15 protein-coding genes and 1 pseudogene are annotated in these 16,864 nt (G+C 67.0%); 5 read left to right on the top strand and 11 right to left on the bottom strand.

Annotated elements, in window-relative coordinates; all coding sequences use genetic code 11:
• The first annotated feature begins 47 nt into the window (after window positions 1-47).
• Both ABDV69_RS06460 and ABDV69_RS06455 read left to right on the top strand, forming a co-directional pair.
• Window positions 48-1,178 (top strand): ferredoxin reductase, encoded by a 1,131-nt coding sequence (locus ABDV69_RS06460; RefSeq protein ID WP_343572686.1) that lies wholly within the window; start codon window positions 48-50, stop codon window positions 1,176-1,178.
• A 19-nt stretch (window positions 1,179-1,197) separates the two neighbouring features.
• Complete coding sequence (locus tag ABDV69_RS06455) at window positions 1,198-2,403, top strand: fatty acid desaturase (protein WP_343572684.1); 1,206 nt, start codon at window positions 1,198-1,200, stop codon at window positions 2,401-2,403.
• A 91-nt stretch (window positions 2,404-2,494) separates the two neighbouring features.
• Here ABDV69_RS06455 and ABDV69_RS06450 read toward each other — a convergent pair whose 3' ends face one another.
• From ABDV69_RS06450 to ABDV69_RS06425, 6 genes and pseudogenes are all read right to left on the bottom strand, one after another.
• Window positions 2,495-2,917, bottom strand: coding sequence for an A24 family peptidase (locus ABDV69_RS06450; RefSeq protein ID WP_343572683.1), 423 nt, complete (start codon window positions 2,915-2,917; stop codon window positions 2,495-2,497).
• 10 nt (window positions 2,918-2,927) lie between these two features.
• Window positions 2,928-3,734: a shikimate dehydrogenase gene (locus ABDV69_RS06445; protein ID WP_343572681.1), complete on the bottom strand. Its 807-nt coding sequence runs from the start codon at window positions 3,732-3,734 to the stop codon at window positions 2,928-2,930.
• Window positions 3,712-4,902, bottom strand: coding sequence for an endolytic transglycosylase MltG (locus tag ABDV69_RS06440; protein ID WP_343572728.1), 1,191 nt, complete (start codon window positions 4,900-4,902; stop codon window positions 3,712-3,714). The genes ABDV69_RS06445 and ABDV69_RS06440 overlap by 23 nt, the downstream gene beginning before the upstream one ends.
• A 91-nt stretch (window positions 4,903-4,993) precedes the next feature.
• Window positions 4,994-5,491 (bottom strand): Holliday junction resolvase RuvX, encoded by a 498-nt coding sequence (ruvX, locus tag ABDV69_RS06435; RefSeq protein WP_343572680.1) that lies wholly within the window; start codon window positions 5,489-5,491, stop codon window positions 4,994-4,996.
• Window positions 5,492-8,206 carry an alanine--tRNA ligase gene (gene alaS, locus ABDV69_RS06430; protein ID WP_343572678.1) on the bottom strand — a complete coding sequence of 905 codons (2,715 nt, stop codon included), beginning with the start codon at window positions 8,204-8,206 and terminating at the stop codon, window positions 5,492-5,494.
• Between the two features lie 64 nt (window positions 8,207-8,270).
• Window positions 8,271-8,399, bottom strand: a pseudogene (locus tag ABDV69_RS06425) (YjbQ family protein); the annotation flags it as partial.
• Window positions 8,400-8,550: 151 nt separating this feature from the next.
• Here ABDV69_RS06425 and ABDV69_RS06420 point away from each other — a divergent pair.
• Window positions 8,551-9,171 carry an antibiotic biosynthesis monooxygenase gene (locus ABDV69_RS06420; protein WP_343572726.1) on the top strand — a complete coding sequence of 207 codons (621 nt, stop codon included), beginning with the start codon at window positions 8,551-8,553 and terminating at the stop codon, window positions 9,169-9,171.
• Here the strand turns inward: ABDV69_RS06420 and ABDV69_RS06415 are convergent.
• From ABDV69_RS06415 to ABDV69_RS06405, 3 genes are read right to left on the bottom strand one after another with little or no spacing between them, the layout of a single operon-like run.
• Window positions 9,168-10,079, bottom strand: a complete 912-nt coding sequence (locus ABDV69_RS06415; protein WP_343572677.1) for a CoA ester lyase — start codon at window positions 10,077-10,079, stop codon at window positions 9,168-9,170. The genes ABDV69_RS06420 and ABDV69_RS06415 overlap by 4 nt on opposite strands.
• A gap of 13 nt (window positions 10,080-10,092) precedes the next feature.
• Window positions 10,093-11,277: a CoA transferase gene (locus tag ABDV69_RS06410; protein WP_343572676.1), complete on the bottom strand. Its 1,185-nt coding sequence runs from the start codon at window positions 11,275-11,277 to the stop codon at window positions 10,093-10,095.
• Complete coding sequence (locus tag ABDV69_RS06405) at window positions 11,277-12,629, bottom strand: LLM class flavin-dependent oxidoreductase (RefSeq protein WP_343572674.1); 1,353 nt, start codon at window positions 12,627-12,629, stop codon at window positions 11,277-11,279. The genes ABDV69_RS06410 and ABDV69_RS06405 overlap by 1 nt, the downstream gene beginning before the upstream one ends.
• A gap of 68 nt (window positions 12,630-12,697) precedes the next feature.
• Here ABDV69_RS06405 and ABDV69_RS06400 point away from each other — a divergent pair, with 68 nt between their 5' ends.
• The gene (locus ABDV69_RS06400) at window positions 12,698-13,360 is read left to right on the top strand and encodes a GntR family transcriptional regulator (RefSeq protein ID WP_343572672.1); all 663 of its coding nucleotides are present in this window, start codon (window positions 12,698-12,700) and stop codon (window positions 13,358-13,360) included.
• Window positions 13,361-13,514: 154 nt separating this feature from the next.
• Here ABDV69_RS06400 and ABDV69_RS06395 read toward each other — a convergent pair whose 3' ends face one another.
• A complete protein-coding gene (locus tag ABDV69_RS06395; RefSeq protein WP_343572670.1) occupies window positions 13,515-14,861 on the bottom strand; it encodes a replication-associated recombination protein A in 1,347 nt (448 codons plus the stop codon).
• 119 nt (window positions 14,862-14,980) lie between these two features.
• Here ABDV69_RS06395 and ABDV69_RS06390 point away from each other — a divergent pair, with 119 nt between their 5' ends.
• A complete protein-coding gene (locus ABDV69_RS06390) occupies window positions 14,981-15,994 on the top strand; it encodes a hypothetical protein (protein WP_343572668.1) in 1,014 nt (337 codons plus the stop codon).
• Between the two features lie 14 nt (window positions 15,995-16,008).
• Here the strand turns inward: ABDV69_RS06390 and ABDV69_RS06385 are convergent, their stop codons facing one another.
• Window positions 16,009-16,845 (bottom strand): DUF3097 domain-containing protein, encoded by an 837-nt coding sequence (locus ABDV69_RS06385; protein WP_343572666.1) that lies wholly within the window; start codon window positions 16,843-16,845, stop codon window positions 16,009-16,011.
• Window positions 16,846-16,864: the final 19 nt, after the last annotated feature.

Here is a 16,864-nt window from a genome sequence, read left to right as displayed (position 1 = left end):
CGTGACCGCGATCACAGCTCGCGCAGCCTCGAGAAAGAAGGCGGTCCATGACCTCGTCACTGAGAAGCCTCAAGCGTTGGGCCCGATCCCCGGCAAAAGATGTCGATGCCGCCTCCGGGTCCTGGGTCAACACGGTTCGCGGGTTGGCCGCGCGAGCGACGACACCGCTACTACCCGACGACTACCTGTCGTTACTCAATCCACTCTGGTCGGCCCGCGAACTGCGCGGTGAAATCGTTTCGGTGACGCCGGAGACGGACGACACGGCAACGGTCGTCATCCGGCCGGGCTGGGGCTTTTCCGGCAGCTACCGTCCGGGCCAATACGTCGGCATTGGTCTGCGGGTTGACGGTAAATGGCATTGGCGGTCCTACTCGCTGACCTCGGTTCCCGAGCGCGGCGAACTCGACATCTCGATCACCGTGAAGGCCACCCCGGAAGGTTTCCTGTCCGCGCACCTCGTCAACGGCGTCGAGCCCGGCACCATCGTTCGCCTGCAGTCGGCCAAAGGAGACTTCGCCCTGCCGAACCCTCCCCCGAAGTCGATCTTGTTCATCACCGCGGGAAGCGGCGTCACACCGGTGATGGGCATGCTGCGATCGCTGCGGGGGCGCGGTCAGTTCCCCGACATCGTGCACGTGCACACCGCGCCGTCGGAGGACGCGGTGATCTTCTCCCGAGAATTGCGCGACATCGAAAAAGAGCAGCGGGGCTACCGACTCCACCTGCAACTCACCGACACCCACGGCAAAGTCGACTTCGACCAACTCGACGACATCGCCGCCGACTGGCGGGATCGTTCGGCGTGGGCGTGCGGTCCCGCGGCCATGCTCGACACCGTCGAGAAGGTGTGGCAGGACAACGACATTGCCGACGCGCTGCACATGGAACGGTTCAACATCGCCGCCACCGACAAAGGCGGCGAAGGTGGCACCGTGAAATTTGTCATCTCGGACAAAGAAATCGAGATCGACGGCGCTACAACCATTCTCGAGGCAGGCGAGAGGCAGGGAATCCTCATGCCGTTCGGCTGCCGAATGGGTATCTGCCAAACCTGTGTGCTGCCGTTGGAAGAGGGCAACGTCCGCGACGTTCGTTCGGGCAAGGAGCACGGGGCCGGCGACCGCATACAGACCTGCATATCGACCGCATCGGGCAACTGCACCATCAAAGTGTGAGAGAAGAAGATCACCCCTAATGGCCATCACTGACATCAAGGCATACGCACACCTCACCCCGCAGGACGTCGAGGAGATCGCCGCCGAGCTCGACGCGATACGCGCCGAGGTCGAGGAATCGCGCGGCGAACGCGACGCCCGATACATTCGTCGCGCCATCCAATTGCAGCGCGGCCTTGCGGTATTCGGTCGCCTGGCTTTATTCGCCAGCAGCAGCAGGATCGCCCGCCTGGCGGGCATCACCACCCTGGCCAGCGCCAAGATCATCGAGAATATGGAATTGGGCCACAACATCATTCACGGTCAATGGGACTGGATGAACGACCCGGAAATCCACTCCACGGAGTGGGAATGGGACACCGCCTGCCCGTCATCGCAGTGGAAGCACTCGCACAATTTCGTGCACCATAAGTACACCAACGTGGTCGGCCTGGATTCCGATGTGGGCTACGGCATCATGCGCGTGACGCGGGATGAGCCGTGGGCGCCGTGGATGATCGGCAATCCGATCTACAACATGCTGTTGGGCACGCTGTTTCAATGGGGTGTTGCCCTGCACCACGTCGAGTCCGCCAAAATCCGGAAGAAGGAAAAGACGTGGGCGCAGGCGCGCAAAGATCTGCGCATCATGGGCACGAAGATGGGCAAACAGGCGGGCAAAGACTACATCATCTACCCGGCCCTGGCCGGGTCCAACTGGAAGCACACGCTGAAGGCCAACGCGATAGCGAACTTGATCCGCAACTACTGGTCTTACATGGTCATCTTCTGCGGACACTTTCCCGACGGCGCGGAGAAGTTCACCAAAGAAAGCTTCGAGAACGAAACCCACGGCGAATGGTATCTGCGCGAGATGCTCGGCTCGGCCAACTTCAACGCCGGCCCGATCATGGCGTTCATGAGCGGAAACTTGTGCTACCAGATCGAACACCACCTGTTCCCCGATCTACCCAGCAACCGGTATAGCGACATCAGCGTCCGGGTGCGCGCGCTGTGCGAGCAGTACGACCTCCCGTATACGACCGGGCCGCTGCTGCGCCAGTATTGGCAATCCTTCTGGACCATCTTCAAGCTCGCGGCACCCGACAGCTGGTTGCGCGGCACCCCCGATGACGCGCCGGAGACGAACTCGGAGAAGAAGTTTCCGCAGCAGGAGCCGCGCGAAATTAACGGCAAGCGTTATGGGCTGCGCAGCGCGCTGACAGGTCGCGCCGCGGCGGCTTAACTGACGCGGTGCGACGGCCGCAGCGCGGTGAACTGCCAGATGCACTTGCCGACTCCACCATCGGCACTGCCAAACGCTGCCAATTCACTGATTAAGCCAACTGACTCAGCGCCACCGATGCAGCTCCCGCCACACACATCGACGGACCGTGCGGCACCGTCCTCGCCGACCAGCCCAGCCGTGCCACGGTGCCGGCCATCGCGGTCAGAACCGGCGCACCGATCGCCGCGAGCGTCCATACGTCGGCACCAAAACACCCGGTCAGCGCTCCCAATCCGAGCGCCAGCTTGACATCCCCGGCACCCATCGCCGCAGGCGCCAACAGGTGCGCCAGCAGATACACCGCGGCCAACGCAGCGGCACCGATCAGCGCTGCCCGACCATGGCCAAAACCGAGCGCGACCACCGCGATCACCGAGAACCCCGGAATGGTCAGCCAATTCGGCAGCCGGCGTTGCCGGAGGTCATAGCCCATCAACGCCGCCATCCAGAGCAGTGCCACACCAATCAGCATGCGCGGCAGACTAATCCAGTGCGGCCTCCATCGCCGCTCGCGGAGCGGGTAGGCCTGTGAATTGTTCGACCTGCGCGAACGCCTGGTGCAGCAGCATCTGCAGGCCGCCGACCACGCGGCCGCCCGCCGCGCTCACCGCGGCGGCCAGCGGCGTCGGCCACGGGTTGTAGATCGCATCCAGCAGCACCGGCGCGGCGGCGAAGTCGTCCGCATAGTTCGCCGCGACATCGGCGGGCAGCGTGCTGACCACGACCTGGGCGGCGGCGACCGCATCGGCGATCGAGCCACCGTTGAGGTCGCAGAATCGGGCCTCGGCACCAACCGTGCGCGCCAACGTGACCAACCCCGCGGCCTTGTCCGGATTGCGTGCCGCCACGGTGATGTCGGTGACCCCCAGTTCGGCCAGCGCCACGATCGCTGCCGGAGCGGTTCCGCCCGAGCCGGCGACCACCGCCGCGCCGCTCGCCGATCCCAGCGCCCCCATCACGCCGTCGACGTCGGTGTTGTCGGCCCGCCAGCCGCGCGGTGTCCGCAGCAGCGTGTTCGCCGAGCCGACCAGCTCGGCGCGGTCGGTGTGCTCGTCGGCAAATCTCAGCGCGGCGAACTTACCCGGCATCGTCACCGACACCCCAACCCAGTCGAGCCCGAATCCGCTGACCAAGCCTGGCAAATCGTCGGCGCTGCACTCGATACGCTCGTAGGTCCAGCCGTCAAGCCCCAGCGCCCGGTAGGCGGCCAGATGCAGTTGCGGCGAGCGCGAGTGGGCGATCGGCGAGCCGAGCACCGCCGCTTTTCTAGCGCGCGGAGTCGAGGACACCGTTGCGCTTGGCCAACTCGATGTTCGCCAGATGCTGTTGATAGTCGCGGGTGAACAGCGTGGTGCCCTGCGGGTCGATGGTCACGAAGTACAGCCAGTCGCCGTCCTCGGGATGCTCGGCCGCTTCGAGCGCGTCGGTGCCGGGCGAACAGATCGGCGTCACCGGAAGTCCGTCGGCGGCGTAGGTGTTCCACGGAGTCGGCTGGGCGCGGTCGTCGTCGGTGGTGGCCACCTCGCGACGGTCCAGCGGATAGTTCACCGTCGAATCGAACTCCAACTTGCGGTGCTCGGCGAGCCGGTTGTAGATGACCCGCGCCACCTTGGCGAAGTCCTGCGGTTTGGCTTCGCGCTGCACCAGCGACGCGACCACCAACACGTTGTACGGCGACATGTTCATCGCGGTAGCGGTGCCTTGCAGACCCGACTTCGCGTACAGCTCTGCGCTGGAGTTGATCAGCGTCGACAATATCTCCGCCGGGGACCCCAACGGGTTGACGTTCCAGGTGCCCGGGGCGATCAGGCCTTCGATCCGACGGTGGTCGCTGCCCATGGCCGTCACCGACGGCACCGCCCAGGGAGGCACCAAAAGCAAAGGAACCGGGGTCTTTTCGGCCGCCACTCGCAGATCGCCGTTCGACACGCAGTGCTCGTTACCGTCCAGCTCGACGCAGCTGGCCTTGGCGATCATCGCGAAGATGCCGGGCGTGGTGTCGTTGGTCTTGACATCGGCGGTGTCGTCGAGTTGCTGACCCTCGGGAATCACCAGCTTACCCACCCGGCTGCCCGGATCGACCAGCCGTTTCACCGCCGTGGCCGCCGGCAGTTCGGTGCGCAGCCGGTAGTAACCAGGCTGGATCGCCGAGATCGCTCGATTGCCCTCCGCGGCCCCGAGGAACGCCTTGACCGTCTTGACGACATGCTGCTTGTACAGCGTCTCGCCGATCGCGGTGGTGGAGTCCCCGGCGTGCACCTCGATCACCAGATCCCGTTTGCCGTCACCGGCGAAGTCGTTCCGTGAACCGCCGCCGTGCCACAGCCGAGAGCCGACAAACATCGTCGCGATGGCCACACCGATGGCCAGGCTCAGCAAGATTCCGCGGGTGGTAAGCCGTCGCCGACGTTCACGCTCGGCACGTAGCCGGTCGGCGCGGGAACTCCTGCGACGCATCGACCCGACCGCCACGGGTCCCGGTCGCGACCCGCTGCGCACGGCTTCGTCGCGCGGCCGAACGCCGCGCAGACGGGCACGCTCCCGGCCGTCAGACACCGTTGACCTCCCCGGGCCGCATCGCGCGGCGTTCATCGAGCCATCCCTGCAGGATTGCCACCGCGGCCGCCTGGTCGATGACCTTACGCTGACCCTTGGCCCGCATACCGGCCTGGCGCAGCGAGCGCTGGGCGCTGACGGTCGTCAGCCGCTCGTCGGCCATCCGCACCGGGACCGGCGCAATCCGGTCGGCCAGCAGGCCGGCCAGCTCGATCGCGTCCAGGGCGGACGGGCCGGTGCGGTCGGCCAGCGTCCGCGGCAGCCCGACGATCACCTCGACGACCTGATACTCGGCGACCAGCTCGACGAGCCGGCGCAGGTGTGTGGCGGAACGGTCGCGGCGCACTGTCTCGACCGGGGTGGCCAAAATCCCGTCCGGGTCGCTGGCCGCCACGCCGATACGCACGCTGCCCACGTCAATGCCGAGCCGTCGCCCAGGTCCGGGATCGTCACGACCGGGCCGGTCCGGCAGGCGATGCGGTGAATCCACTCAGCTGGTCCTGGTGATCTCTGTCCGTAGCGCCTCGAGCGCGGCGTCGATGCCCGACGAGTCTTTCCCGGACCCCTGCGCGAGGTCGGCCTTGCCGCCGCCGCGCCCGTCGACCCCTGCGGCGAGCTGCTTGACCAAGTCGTCGGCGCGCAGGCCGAGGTCCTGGGCGGCGGAGTTGGCGGCGACGGCGTAGGAGACGGAGCCGCCTGTCGAACCAGCTGGGCCCTCGGCGATCAGGGCGACCACTGCGGGGTCGTCGCCGAGCTTGCCGCGGATGTCGCCCGCCAGGGAGCGCAGATCTCCAGCCGTCATGCCGGCCGACATCCGCCGCGCTACCAAACGGACGTTACCGATGTGCTGGGCTTCCGCGGCGGCGTTTCCGGCCGCTGCCCGCGCGTTCGCCAGCCGGTTGCGTTCGATCTCCTTTTCGGCGGCCTTCAGGCGCTCCACCAGGTTCGCCACCCGGGCCGGCACCTCATCGGAGGGCACCTTGAGCGACGAGGCCAGCCCCGCCATCAACGCGCGCTCCTTGGCCAGATGCTTGAACGACTCCAGCCCGACGTAGGCCTCGACCCGGCGCACGCCGGAGCCCACCGACGACTCGCCGAGGATGGCCACCGGCCCGATCTGCGCCGAGTTGTGCACGTGGGTTCCACCGCACAGCTCCAGCGAGAACGGTCCGCCGATCTCGACGACACGCACCTCGTCGGGGTAGGACTCGCCGAACATGGCCATCGCGCCCATCGCTTTGGCCTTCTCCAGCTGCTCCAGGAACGTGTGCACCTCGAAGTCGGCCTGCACGGCCTCGTTGGTCACTTCCTCGACCTGGCTCAGCTGTTCGGGGCTCAGCGCGCCCTGGCTGTTGAAGTCGAACCGTAGGTAGCCGGGCCGGTTCAGCGAACCGGCCTGAACGGCGTTGGGGCCCAGCACCTGCCGAAGTGCGGCATGCACCAGGTGGGTTCCGGAATGCCCCTGGGTGGCGCCCTTGCGCCAGTCGGGATCGGCTGCGGCGACGACGGTGTCGCCCTCGACGAACTCCCCAGACTCCACGTTGACGCGATGTACCCACAGGGTTTTTGCGATCTTCTGCACGTCGGTGACAGCGGCCCGCGCGGTCTCGCTGGAGCCGGTGCCGCCGATGGTGCCCACGTCGGCGACCTGACCACCCGACTCGGCGTAGAGCGGGGTGCGGTCCAGCACGATTTCCACCCGGTCGGCACCCGAGGACTCTTCGGTTCCGTGGGTTACCACCGGCACCCGTTTGCCGTCCACAAAGATTCCCAGAATCCTTGCCTGCGAAGTCAATTCGTCGAAGCCGGTGAATTCGGTCGGTCCGGCGTCGACCAGCTCACGGTAGGCCGTCAGGTCGGCGTGCGCGTGCTTGCGCGCGGCGGCATCGGCTTTCGCGCGGCGGCGCTGCTCGGCCATCAGTTCGCGGAAGCCGATTTCGTCGACCTTCAGATCCGCTTCGGCGGCCATCTCGAGGGTGAGCTCGATCGGGAAGCCGTAGGTGTCGTGCAGCGTGAAGGCATCCGAGCCGGACAGCACCGTGGCACCGGATGCCCTGGTGTTGGCGGCCGCCTCGTCGAAGAGGCGCGAACCCGATTGCAATGTCCGGTTGAACGCGGCCTCCTCGGCAACCGCGATCCGGTTGATCCGGTCGAAGTCCGCGACCAGCTCAGGGTACGACGGGCCCATCGCGTCTCGGACGCATGCCATCAATTCGCCGACGATCGGGCCGTCGATGTCGAGCAGCCGGGCCGAGCGGATCACCCGCCGGAGCAGACGGCGCAGCACGTAGCCGCGTCCGTCGTTGCCGGGGCTGACGCCGTCACCGATCAGGATGGCCGCCGTGCGGCTGTGGTCGGCGATGATGCGGTAGCGCACGTCGTCTTCGTGGTTGCCGGCGTCATAGCCGCGGGGTGCGCGGCTGGCCACCACGTCGATGACCGGACGCAGCAGGTCGGTTTCGTAGACGTTGTGCACGCCCTGCAGCAGGAATGCGACTCGCTCGACGCCCATGCCGGTGTCGATGTTCTTGCGCGGCAACGGACCCAGGATCTCGAAGTCGTCCTTGCCGGCGCCGTCGCCACGTTCGTTCTGCATGAACACGAGATTCCAGATCTCGATGTAGCGGTCTTCATTGGCTTCCGGGCCACCCTCGACACCGAAGTCCGTTCCGCGGTCGTAATAGATCTCCGACGACGGGCCGCACGGGCCGGGGATGCCCATCGACCAGTAGTTGTCGGCCATACCGCGCCGCTGGATCCGCTCGATCGGCAGGCCCGCGATCTCGCGCCACAGCTCGATGGCTTCGTCATCATCGAAATAGACTGTGGCCCAGAGCTTTCCAGGGTCAAAGCCATAGCCGCCGTCTTCAGCCTTGTTCGTCAGCAGCGTCCAGGCGAGCTCGATGGCTTCGCGTTTGAAGTAGTCGCCGAAGGAAAAGTTGCCGGCCATCTGGAAGAACGTGTTGTGCCGCGTGGTGATCCCGACCTCGTCGATATCGGGTGTGCGGACGCACTTCTGGATGCTGGTCGCGGTCGGATACGGCGGGGTGCGCTGGCCGAGGAAGTACGGAACGAACTGCACCATGCCGGCATTGACGAACAGCAGGTTGGGGTCGTCGAGAATCACCGAGGCACTCGACACCTCGGCGTGACCCGCGTTCACGAAATGATCGAGGAACCTCTTCCTGATCTCGTGTGTCTGCACTTCTCCGCTTCCTCTTCAGCCTGTTTCGACCGCATCACAGTACCGGCCCTGCCGTGCGGCCAGTTCAGGCGCTGACGAAGCTCAATCGCACCGAGCGCCGCGGATTGTCCCGGTTCAGGTCAACCAGGACCACGCTCTGCCAGGTGCCCAGCAGCGGCTCCCCCGCCTGCACCGGCACGGTGATCGACGACGCGGCGACGCGCGGTGTCGACATCCAGCACATCGGTATCCACCTGACCAGCCTACGTATTTGCCCGTTGTCATAGCGAATCCAGCGGAGGAAGGTGGTCTTCAGGACCGGTGGCGCCGCCGGGGCGCTGCCTCCTGACAAGGAGGGCTAGATGATGTACGCGCGCTCCACGACAATCCACGCGCACCCGTCGTCCATTGACGCCGGAATTGCGCACGTTCGCGACGCGGTGATGCCCGCGCTGACCGCGGTCGACGGTTGCATCGGCCTCTCGTTGTTGGTCGACCGCCAATCGGGCCGATGCATCGCGACCTCCGCGTGGAATGACCAAGCAGCCATGCACGCCAGCGCCGAACGGGCCCGCCCGGTGCGTGATCAGGCCGCGCAGACGTTCGGGGGCAGCCCGACGATCGACGAGTGGGAGATCGCAGTGCTGCACCGCGACCACCGCTCCGGCGCCGGCGCCTGCGTGCGCGCCACGTGGCTGCGGATGCGGCCCGATCAGTTCGACCGGGCGATCGAGTTCTACCGAGAGTCGGTGCTGCCCGCGATCGCAGAACTCGACGGCTTCTGCAGTGCCAGCCTGATGATCGACCGCGCCTCATGGCGGGCGGTGTCGTCGTCGACGTTCGACAGCCTGGAGGCGATGCAGCGCAACGAGGATCGGGCCCGGTCGCTGCGGACCGCCCGGCTCCGCGATCTGGGCGCCGACCAGCACGACGTCGGTGAGTTCGAACTGGCGCTGGCACATCTGCGGGTACCCGAGTTGGTCTAGCGCCCGTTGGCGATCAGCGCTGCACGCTCGAGGGTGGCCTGCGCCATCTTGACGTGCGCCGCGTCGACCAGGACACCCTTGACACCCACCGCGCCGAGCCCGTTGCGCTCACCCTCGCGGTAGGCCGCGATGTTGCGCTCGGCCAGCGCGATCTCCTCGTCGGTCGGCGCGTAGACCCGGTTGGCGACGTCGATCTGGCTCGGGTGGATCGCCCACTTGCCGGTGTAGCCGATCAGCGCGGCCCGTCGCGCGTCGCGCTCGTAGCCCGCCAGGTTGCCGTAGTCCGGGTAGGGCGCGTCGATCGCGTCGATGCCGGCGATGCGGGCGGCGATGACCACCTTGTTGCGGGCATAAGCCCAGAAGTCGCCGGGGTATTCGCCCAGCGGATCGAAGTTGGTGTCGACTCGCGCGCCTTGGGACAGCGAGAAGTCGCCGACACCGAAGATCAGCGCGTCCAGCCGCGGGCTGGCGACGGCGATCTCCTCGGCGTTGGCCAGCCCCTCGACCTGTTCGATGAGCACCTCGAGGCGGATCCGGCGCGACAGGCCGAGCTTGGTTTCGAGTTGGGTGAGCAGCACGTCGACCCACCAAACATCGCGCGCCCGAAGCACTTTTGGGATGACGATGGTGTCGAGGTTGTCCCGGGCTCCGGTGACGACCTCGACGATGTCGTCGTGACACCACTGGGTGTCCAGGCCGTTGATGCGGATCGCGCGTGCGGTGTGTCCCCAGTCGAGCTCGTTGAGCGCCGTGATGGCCTTGCCCCGGGCCTCCTCCTTGCGGGCGGGCGCGGTGGCGTCCTCGAGGTCCAGGAAGACCAGGTCGGCCTCCGATGCGGCCGCCTTGGCGAACATGTGGTCATTGGCGGCGGGCACGGCAAGCTCCGAGCGACGCAGGAGTGAGGTCATGCAGGTACTCCTTTCACAGCACACCCCGGGCATGCAACGCGTCGATATCGTTGTCGCCCAGGCCAAGTAGTTGGCCGTACACCTCGGCATTGTTCGCACCGATCCGCGGGCCCAGATGGCCCACCCGACCGGTCGCACCGGAGAACCGCGGCACCGGCGACTGCACGGTCATCGCGCCGAGTTCGTCGTCGGCGACTTTGACAAAGACCTCGCGGTGTACAAGCTGCTCGTCGGCGACCAGATCGGTGATGTCGTACACCGGCGCGGCGGCCACCTCGGCGGCGTCGAAGATTGCCATCGCCTCATCCAGCGTCTTGGTGGCCACCCAGTCGGCGACCACCTGATCCACCTCGCGGGCCCGCGCCAGCCGGCGTTGCGGGTCGGAAAAGTCGGCGTCGTCGACCAGGTCCGCGCGGCCGATCGCGTGAAACACCCTCAGCGCCAACGCCGGTGAGCTGCCCGACATCGCCAGCCAGCGGTCGTCGGCGGTGCGGTAGGTGTTGCGCGGCGCCGAGATGTCCCAGCGGTTACCTGCCCTGGTCGGCACCAGGCCGAGTTGGTCGTAGCCCAGCAGCGTCTGCTCCAGCAGTCGGGCCAGCGGGTCGACCAGGTTGATGTCGATGAGCTGCCCGGGTGCGCCGTGCACGTCGCGGTGATACAGCGCCATCATCACCGCGTAGGCGGCGTTGAGCGAGGCCACCCCGTCGGCAAGCATGAACGGCGGCAACGTCGGTGGCCCGTTCTCCTCGCCGGTGATGTTGGCGAACCCGCTCATCGCCTCGCCGAGCGTGCCGAAGCCGGGCCGCTCACTCTTGGGCCCGGACAGCCCGTAGCCGGTGATGTGCAGCATCACGATCTTGTCGTTGACGGCGCGCAACGCCTCGTAGTGCAGCCCCCACCTGCGCAGGGTCGCCGGCCGGGTGTTGACGATCACCACGTCGGCGTGTTCGACAAGTTGCCGCAGCAACGCCTGGCCTTCGGGCATCCGCAGGTTGAGGGTGATCGATCTTTTGTTGCGCGACAACGACTTCCACATCAGCCCGACACCGTCGACCTGGTTGCCCCAGGTGCGGATCGGGTCGCCGCCGTCGGGTTGCTCGATCTTGATGACGTCGGCGCCGAACTCGCCCAGATAGGTGGCGGCCAGTGGCGCGGCGGCCAGCGTCGCGACGTCGAGAACCCGGATGCCTTCGAGCATTATGCTCCGACGGGCGCCCAGGCCGGCCGTTGCAGCCCGAGGTGATCGCGCAACGTCGAGCCGGTGTAGGAGTCGCGGAACAGCCCGCGGTGCTGCAGTTCCGGGATCACCATCCGCACCACGTCTTCGAATGCGCCCGGCAAATGCGTTGCGGCCAAGACGAACCCGTCGCAGGCACCGCCATGGAACCACTCCTCCATCTGATCGGCGACCTGCGTGCCGGTGCCGACGAAACGCGGGCCCTGTAGCAGGGTGGCGCGGTGGCCGGCCAAGTCGCGCAGGGTGATCGTGTCGCCGATGTGAGCGCGCAGGTTCTGCACCAGACCGCGGATTCCCGACACGCTGTCGATCAGCTCGTCGGTGATCGGGTCGTCGAGGTCGTGTGTGGCGAAGTCGTAGTTCATCAGCTCCGACAATAAGGTCAGCGACGCCATCGGGTGTACCAGGTCGTTGAGGAACACCTGTTCGCGTTCGGTGGCGTGGTCTTCGCTCTCGCCGACCACGGCGTAGGCCATCGGGCAGAGCTTGACCGAGTCGGGGTCGCGGCTCGCGGCACCGATCCGCTCCTTCTGGTCGGCGTAGTGGCTGCGGGCGACCTCGATGCCCGGGTCGCCGGTGAAGATCAAATCAGCCCAACGCGAGGCGAATTCGCGCCCACGACCCGACGAGCCGGCCTGGATCAGCACCGGCCGCCCCTGCGGGGTTCGCGGCACGGTGAGCGGCCCGCGCACCGAGAAGAACTCACCGGCGTGATTGAGTTCGTGGACCTTGTCCGGGTCGGCGTAGATACCGTTGAGACGATCGTGCAGGATCGCGTCGTCTTCCCAGGTGTCCCATAGTCCGACGGTGGCCTCGAGGAATTCCTCGGCCCGGTCGTAGCGGGCGTCGTGGCCCAAATGTGTTTCCAGGCCGAAGTTTTGCGCCTCGCCGTCGTTGACCGAAGTGACGATGTTCCACGCCGCCCGGCCTCGGGACAGGTGGTCGAGCGTGGCGAAGGTCCGGGCGATGTGAAACGGCGGGTAGTAGGTGGTGGAGCCGGTAGCGCCCAGGCCGATGTGCGACGTCGCCTGCGCGAGGACACCCAACACGATGGAGAGGTCCAGCTTCACCGGCCGGGCGCCGTACTTGACGGCGTCGGCGACCGAGCCGCCGTAGATGCCGGGCATGGCGAGGCGGTCGTCGAAGAACATCAGGTCGAAGCAGCCCTGCTCGAGTTGCTGCCCGATCTTGGCGTAGTAGGACGCATCGAGGTAGCCGTGCTCGGTGGCGGGGTGACGCCACGAACCGGCGTACACCGACGTGCTGCCCGCTTGCATGAAGGCGACGAGTGCCATCTGTCGTTTCGAGGTCATAGGTGATGTCTAACATCTGATATATTAGATTTCAAGTGTCAGACGTCCGATCGACCTAAGGTCTTCACATGGCTTTCAGTGACAGTGTGGATATCGGCGGCACGGTCCGCGAGCGTGCGGCGCGCGAATTACGCGACCGGATCCTGACCGGTGCGCTGCCCGCCGGCACCCGCCTCGACCTCGACGCGATCACCAAAGAATTCGCCACCAGCCGCACCCCGGTCCGCGAGGCCTTGCTGGAGTTGTCCTACGACGGGTTGGTGCGGGTGGCGCCGCGCAGCGGGGTCACCGTGATCGGCATCAGCCCGCAGGACGTGCTGGACAGCTTTACCATCCTCGGCGTCCTGGCCGGCCAAGCGGCAGCGTGGGCCGCCGAACGGGTCGACGACAACGGGATCGATCAACTGCACTCACTGGCAACCGAATTCGAGACCCACACCGGTGCGGCCGCCGTCGACGCAAACTGGCGCTTCCACCGCGAGATCCATCGCGCCGCTCATTCGCGACGGTTGATGGCGCAGATTCGACATGCCGTGCGGGTGGTGCCGTCCAACTTCTTCGCGATGTTCCCCGAACACGAGCACCACGCACTTGAGGAGCATCGCGCGCTGGTGGCCGCGCTGGCCGATCGCGACTCCGACAAAGCCCGCGACATCGCCGAGCGGCACGTGCTGGATGCGGGGCGGTCGCTCGCCGCCCGGCTGGAGCACGTCAGCGCAGAAACCTCATGAGTCACACCCGTCTCTGCCAGGAGCGGTATTTCCTCTTTTCGTTTTGAGTGCACCGGCGATATCACTGCCGCGGCTAACGCGAGTGATACCGCATGTGGTCTCGTTTGCACAAAAGGTTCATGACCCACAGCCGGTGCTGGAGTGACCGGTGTGACTAACCAAACCGGCGGCGGATGATCGCCCGCAACCGGTCCAGCCGGGTGGCGATATCACGCTCCACGCCGCGGCCGGTGGGCCGGTAATAGTCGATGCCAACCAGTTCGTCGGGTGGATATTGTTGTGGCACAACACCATCCGGATCATCATGGGAATACTTGTAGCCCTGCGCGTTGCCCAGCGCTGCTGCGCCCGAATAGTGCCCGTCACGCAGATGCGGCGGCACCAGCCCGGCCTTGCCCGCTTTGATGTCGGCCATCGCCGCGCCCAGCGCCATGGTCACGGCATTCGATTTGGGCGCGGTGGCCAGGTAGGTGGTGGCGTGCGCCAGGGTCAGCTGGGCTTCGGGCAGACCGATCAGCGCGACGGTCTGCGCCGCGGCGACCGCCGTTTGCAAGGCGAGCGGATCGGCCATCCCGATGTCCTCGCTGGCCAAGATCATCAGCCGGCGCGCGATGAAGCGGGGATCCTCGCCGGCCACCAACATCCGGGCCAGATAGTGCAGTGCGGCGTCGACGTCGGACCCGCGAACCGACTTGATGAAGGCGCTGATCACGTCGTGGTGCTGATCGCCGTGCCGGTCATAGCGGACCGCGGCCTTGTCCAGCGACTGTTCGATGGTCTCGACCGTGACCCGCTCCCCCGCCTCGGCCGCCACCTCCAGCGCGGTCAGCGCCCGTCGGGCGTCCCCCGCTGCCAGCCGGACCAGCTGGTCGACGGCCCCGGGCGTCACCTGCACCCGGCCGGCCAGCCCACGCGGATCGACGATGGCGCGCTGCACCAGCAGGCGGACGTCATCGGCGGTCAGCGGGTGCAGTTGCAGGATCAGCGATCGCGACAACAGCGGCGCCACAACGGAAAACGACGGGTTCTCGGTGGTCGCCGCGACCAACAGGACGACCCGGTTCTCGACGGCGGCCAGCAACGCGTCCTGCTGGGTCTTGGAGAACCGGTGCACCTCGTCGATGAAGAGCACGGTCTGTTCGCCTCGCAGGAGCGCGATGCGTGCCCCCTCCAGCACCGCGCGTACTTCCTTGACTCCGGCCGCCAGCGCCGACAGCGCCTCGAACCGGCGTCCGGTGGCCTGCGACACCAGCGCAGCCAGCGTCGTCTTCCCGCTCCCGGGTGGCCCGTAGAGGATGGCCGATGCCATCCCCGAGCCCTCGACCAGCCGTCGCAGCGGCGAACCGGGTTGCAGCAGGTGATCCTGCCCAACGACCTCCGCCAGACTGGCCGGGCGCATCCGCACCGCCAGAGGTGCGGATGCCGAACCACCGCGCGCAGGCGCGCCGATGCTGTCCTCGTCGGGGACGTCGAACAGACCGTCAGGCACGGAGTCAGGCATACCACGTCGGCACGACACGTAAGCGCCCGGCGTGAGGTCTCAGCGCCGCCGACGATTACTTGCTAAGTTCGCCAAAGCGCACGCCTGGACACCTTCCGACGACGAGGCAGGAGCGGGGAATGAGCCAACCTCCGGAGCACCCCGGCTACCCCAACGAGCCGTACGGAGGTAACCCGAACCCGGGTGAATATTCGCCGCCACCCGGCTACGGACCACCGCCGGGGTACGGCGCGCCCCCACCGCCACCTCCCGGCTACGGTCCGCCGCCGCAACCGGGTTACGGCTACCCGCCGCCGGGTTACGGCCCACCGCCCGGCTACCCGCCACCGGGTTACGGCCCACCGCCCGGCTACCCGCCACCGGGTTACGGCCCGCCGCCCGGCTACCCGGGCGTTCCCGGCTACCCGCCCGGCGCCGGTGCGCAGTTCAACATCGGTGATGCCTTCAACTGGGCGTGGAACAAGTTCGGCAAGAACCTCGGGCCGCTGGTGTTGGCGGCGTTGGTCTATGGCGTGATCGGCCTGGTGGTCCACGGCCTGGTTTTCGTGATCCTCGGCGGCGCCACAGCCAACACTGCGCCAGACGACGACTACGGCGCCTCATTCGCAGCGCCCCTGGGCGCGGGCGGGACGCTCGTGCTGTTGATCGTGTCGTTTGTGTTCGGCATCTTCGTGCAGGCCGCGTTCCTGTCCGGCGGGCTCGATCTCGCCGACGGCAGACCGGTCACGGTGGGCTCGTTCTTCAAGCCGCGCAACTTCGGCAACGTGGTTTTGGCCGGCGCCCTGCTCAGCGTGATCAGCGCCGTCCTGAATTTGATCTCGCTGCTGGGCCTTTTGTTCGCGCTGCTGTCGCTCGTGGCGATCGTCGCGTTCGCCTTCTTCGCGCTGTTCACCATCGCGTTCGCGACCGACCGCGCGCTACCGCCGATCGATGCGCTCAAGGCAAGCATGAGCACCGTCCGGTCGCATATCGGCGACACACTGATCTCGTTCCTGGTGCAGGCCCTGCTGGTCGTGGTCGGTCTGCTCGCGTGCGGTGTCGGCCTTTTGGCGACCGGCCCGGTGGCGCTGCTGATCCAGGTGTACACCTACCGCCGGCTCTCCGGAGGCCCGGTCGCGCCGCTCACGCCGTAGGCGCGCCGGGGGCGTCAGGGCTGGGTGACAAAGTCGATCAGCTCTTCCACCCGGCCGATCAGCGTGGCGTCCAGATCGGTCCAGTCGCGCACCCGTCCGCGGATGCGGCGCCACGCCGCGGCGATGTCGGCCTGATCGTTGTGCGGCCAGCCGAGGGCCTGGCAGATGCCGTGCTTCCACTCGGTTCCGCGTGGGATCACCGGCCATTCCGACAGTCCGAGCCGGCCGGGTTTGACGGCCTGCCAGATATCGACGAATGGGTGGCCGACGACCAGCGTGTGCGCGCCGGCCGGGCTGCGCTGCACCGCTTCGGCCAGCCGCGATTCCTTCGAGCCGGCCACCAGGTGGTCGACCAGCACGCCCAGTCGTCGCTGCGGGCCCGGGCGGAACTGCGCGACGATGCCGACGAGATCGTCGACACCGCCGAGGTATTCGACCACCACACCCTCGATGCGTAGGTCCGCACCCCAGACCTGCTCGACGAGCTCGGCGTCGTGGCGGCCTTCCACGTAGATCCGGCCGGTCCGGGCCACGCGGGCGCGCGCTCCGGCCACCGCCACCGAGCCCGACGCCGTCCGGGCCGCGGCATTGGGTACCGGACCGCGGGGGGCGATCAGAATCACCGGTTTGCCGTCGACGAGATATCCGGGGCCCACCGGGAACGGCTTACGGCGGCCGTGCCGGTCCTCGAGCTGCATCCGTCCGTATTCGAAACCCACCACCTCGCCCACGTAGCCGGTCTGCGCGTCTTCGACCACCAAACCGAGTTCTATGGGCAGGTCAGTCGACCGGGGCTGGCGCGCATGGTGTGGGTCGTGCGCGAGTATGTCCGAGCCGTAACGATCATCCACCCGAGCGATCCTAGGAAGG

The sequence above is a fragment of the Mycobacterium sp. genome, from assembly GCF_039583785.1.
Classification (GTDB): Bacteria; Actinomycetota; Actinomycetes; order Mycobacteriales; family Mycobacteriaceae; genus Mycobacterium.
This window is presented reverse-complemented; position numbering and strand designations above follow the sequence as displayed.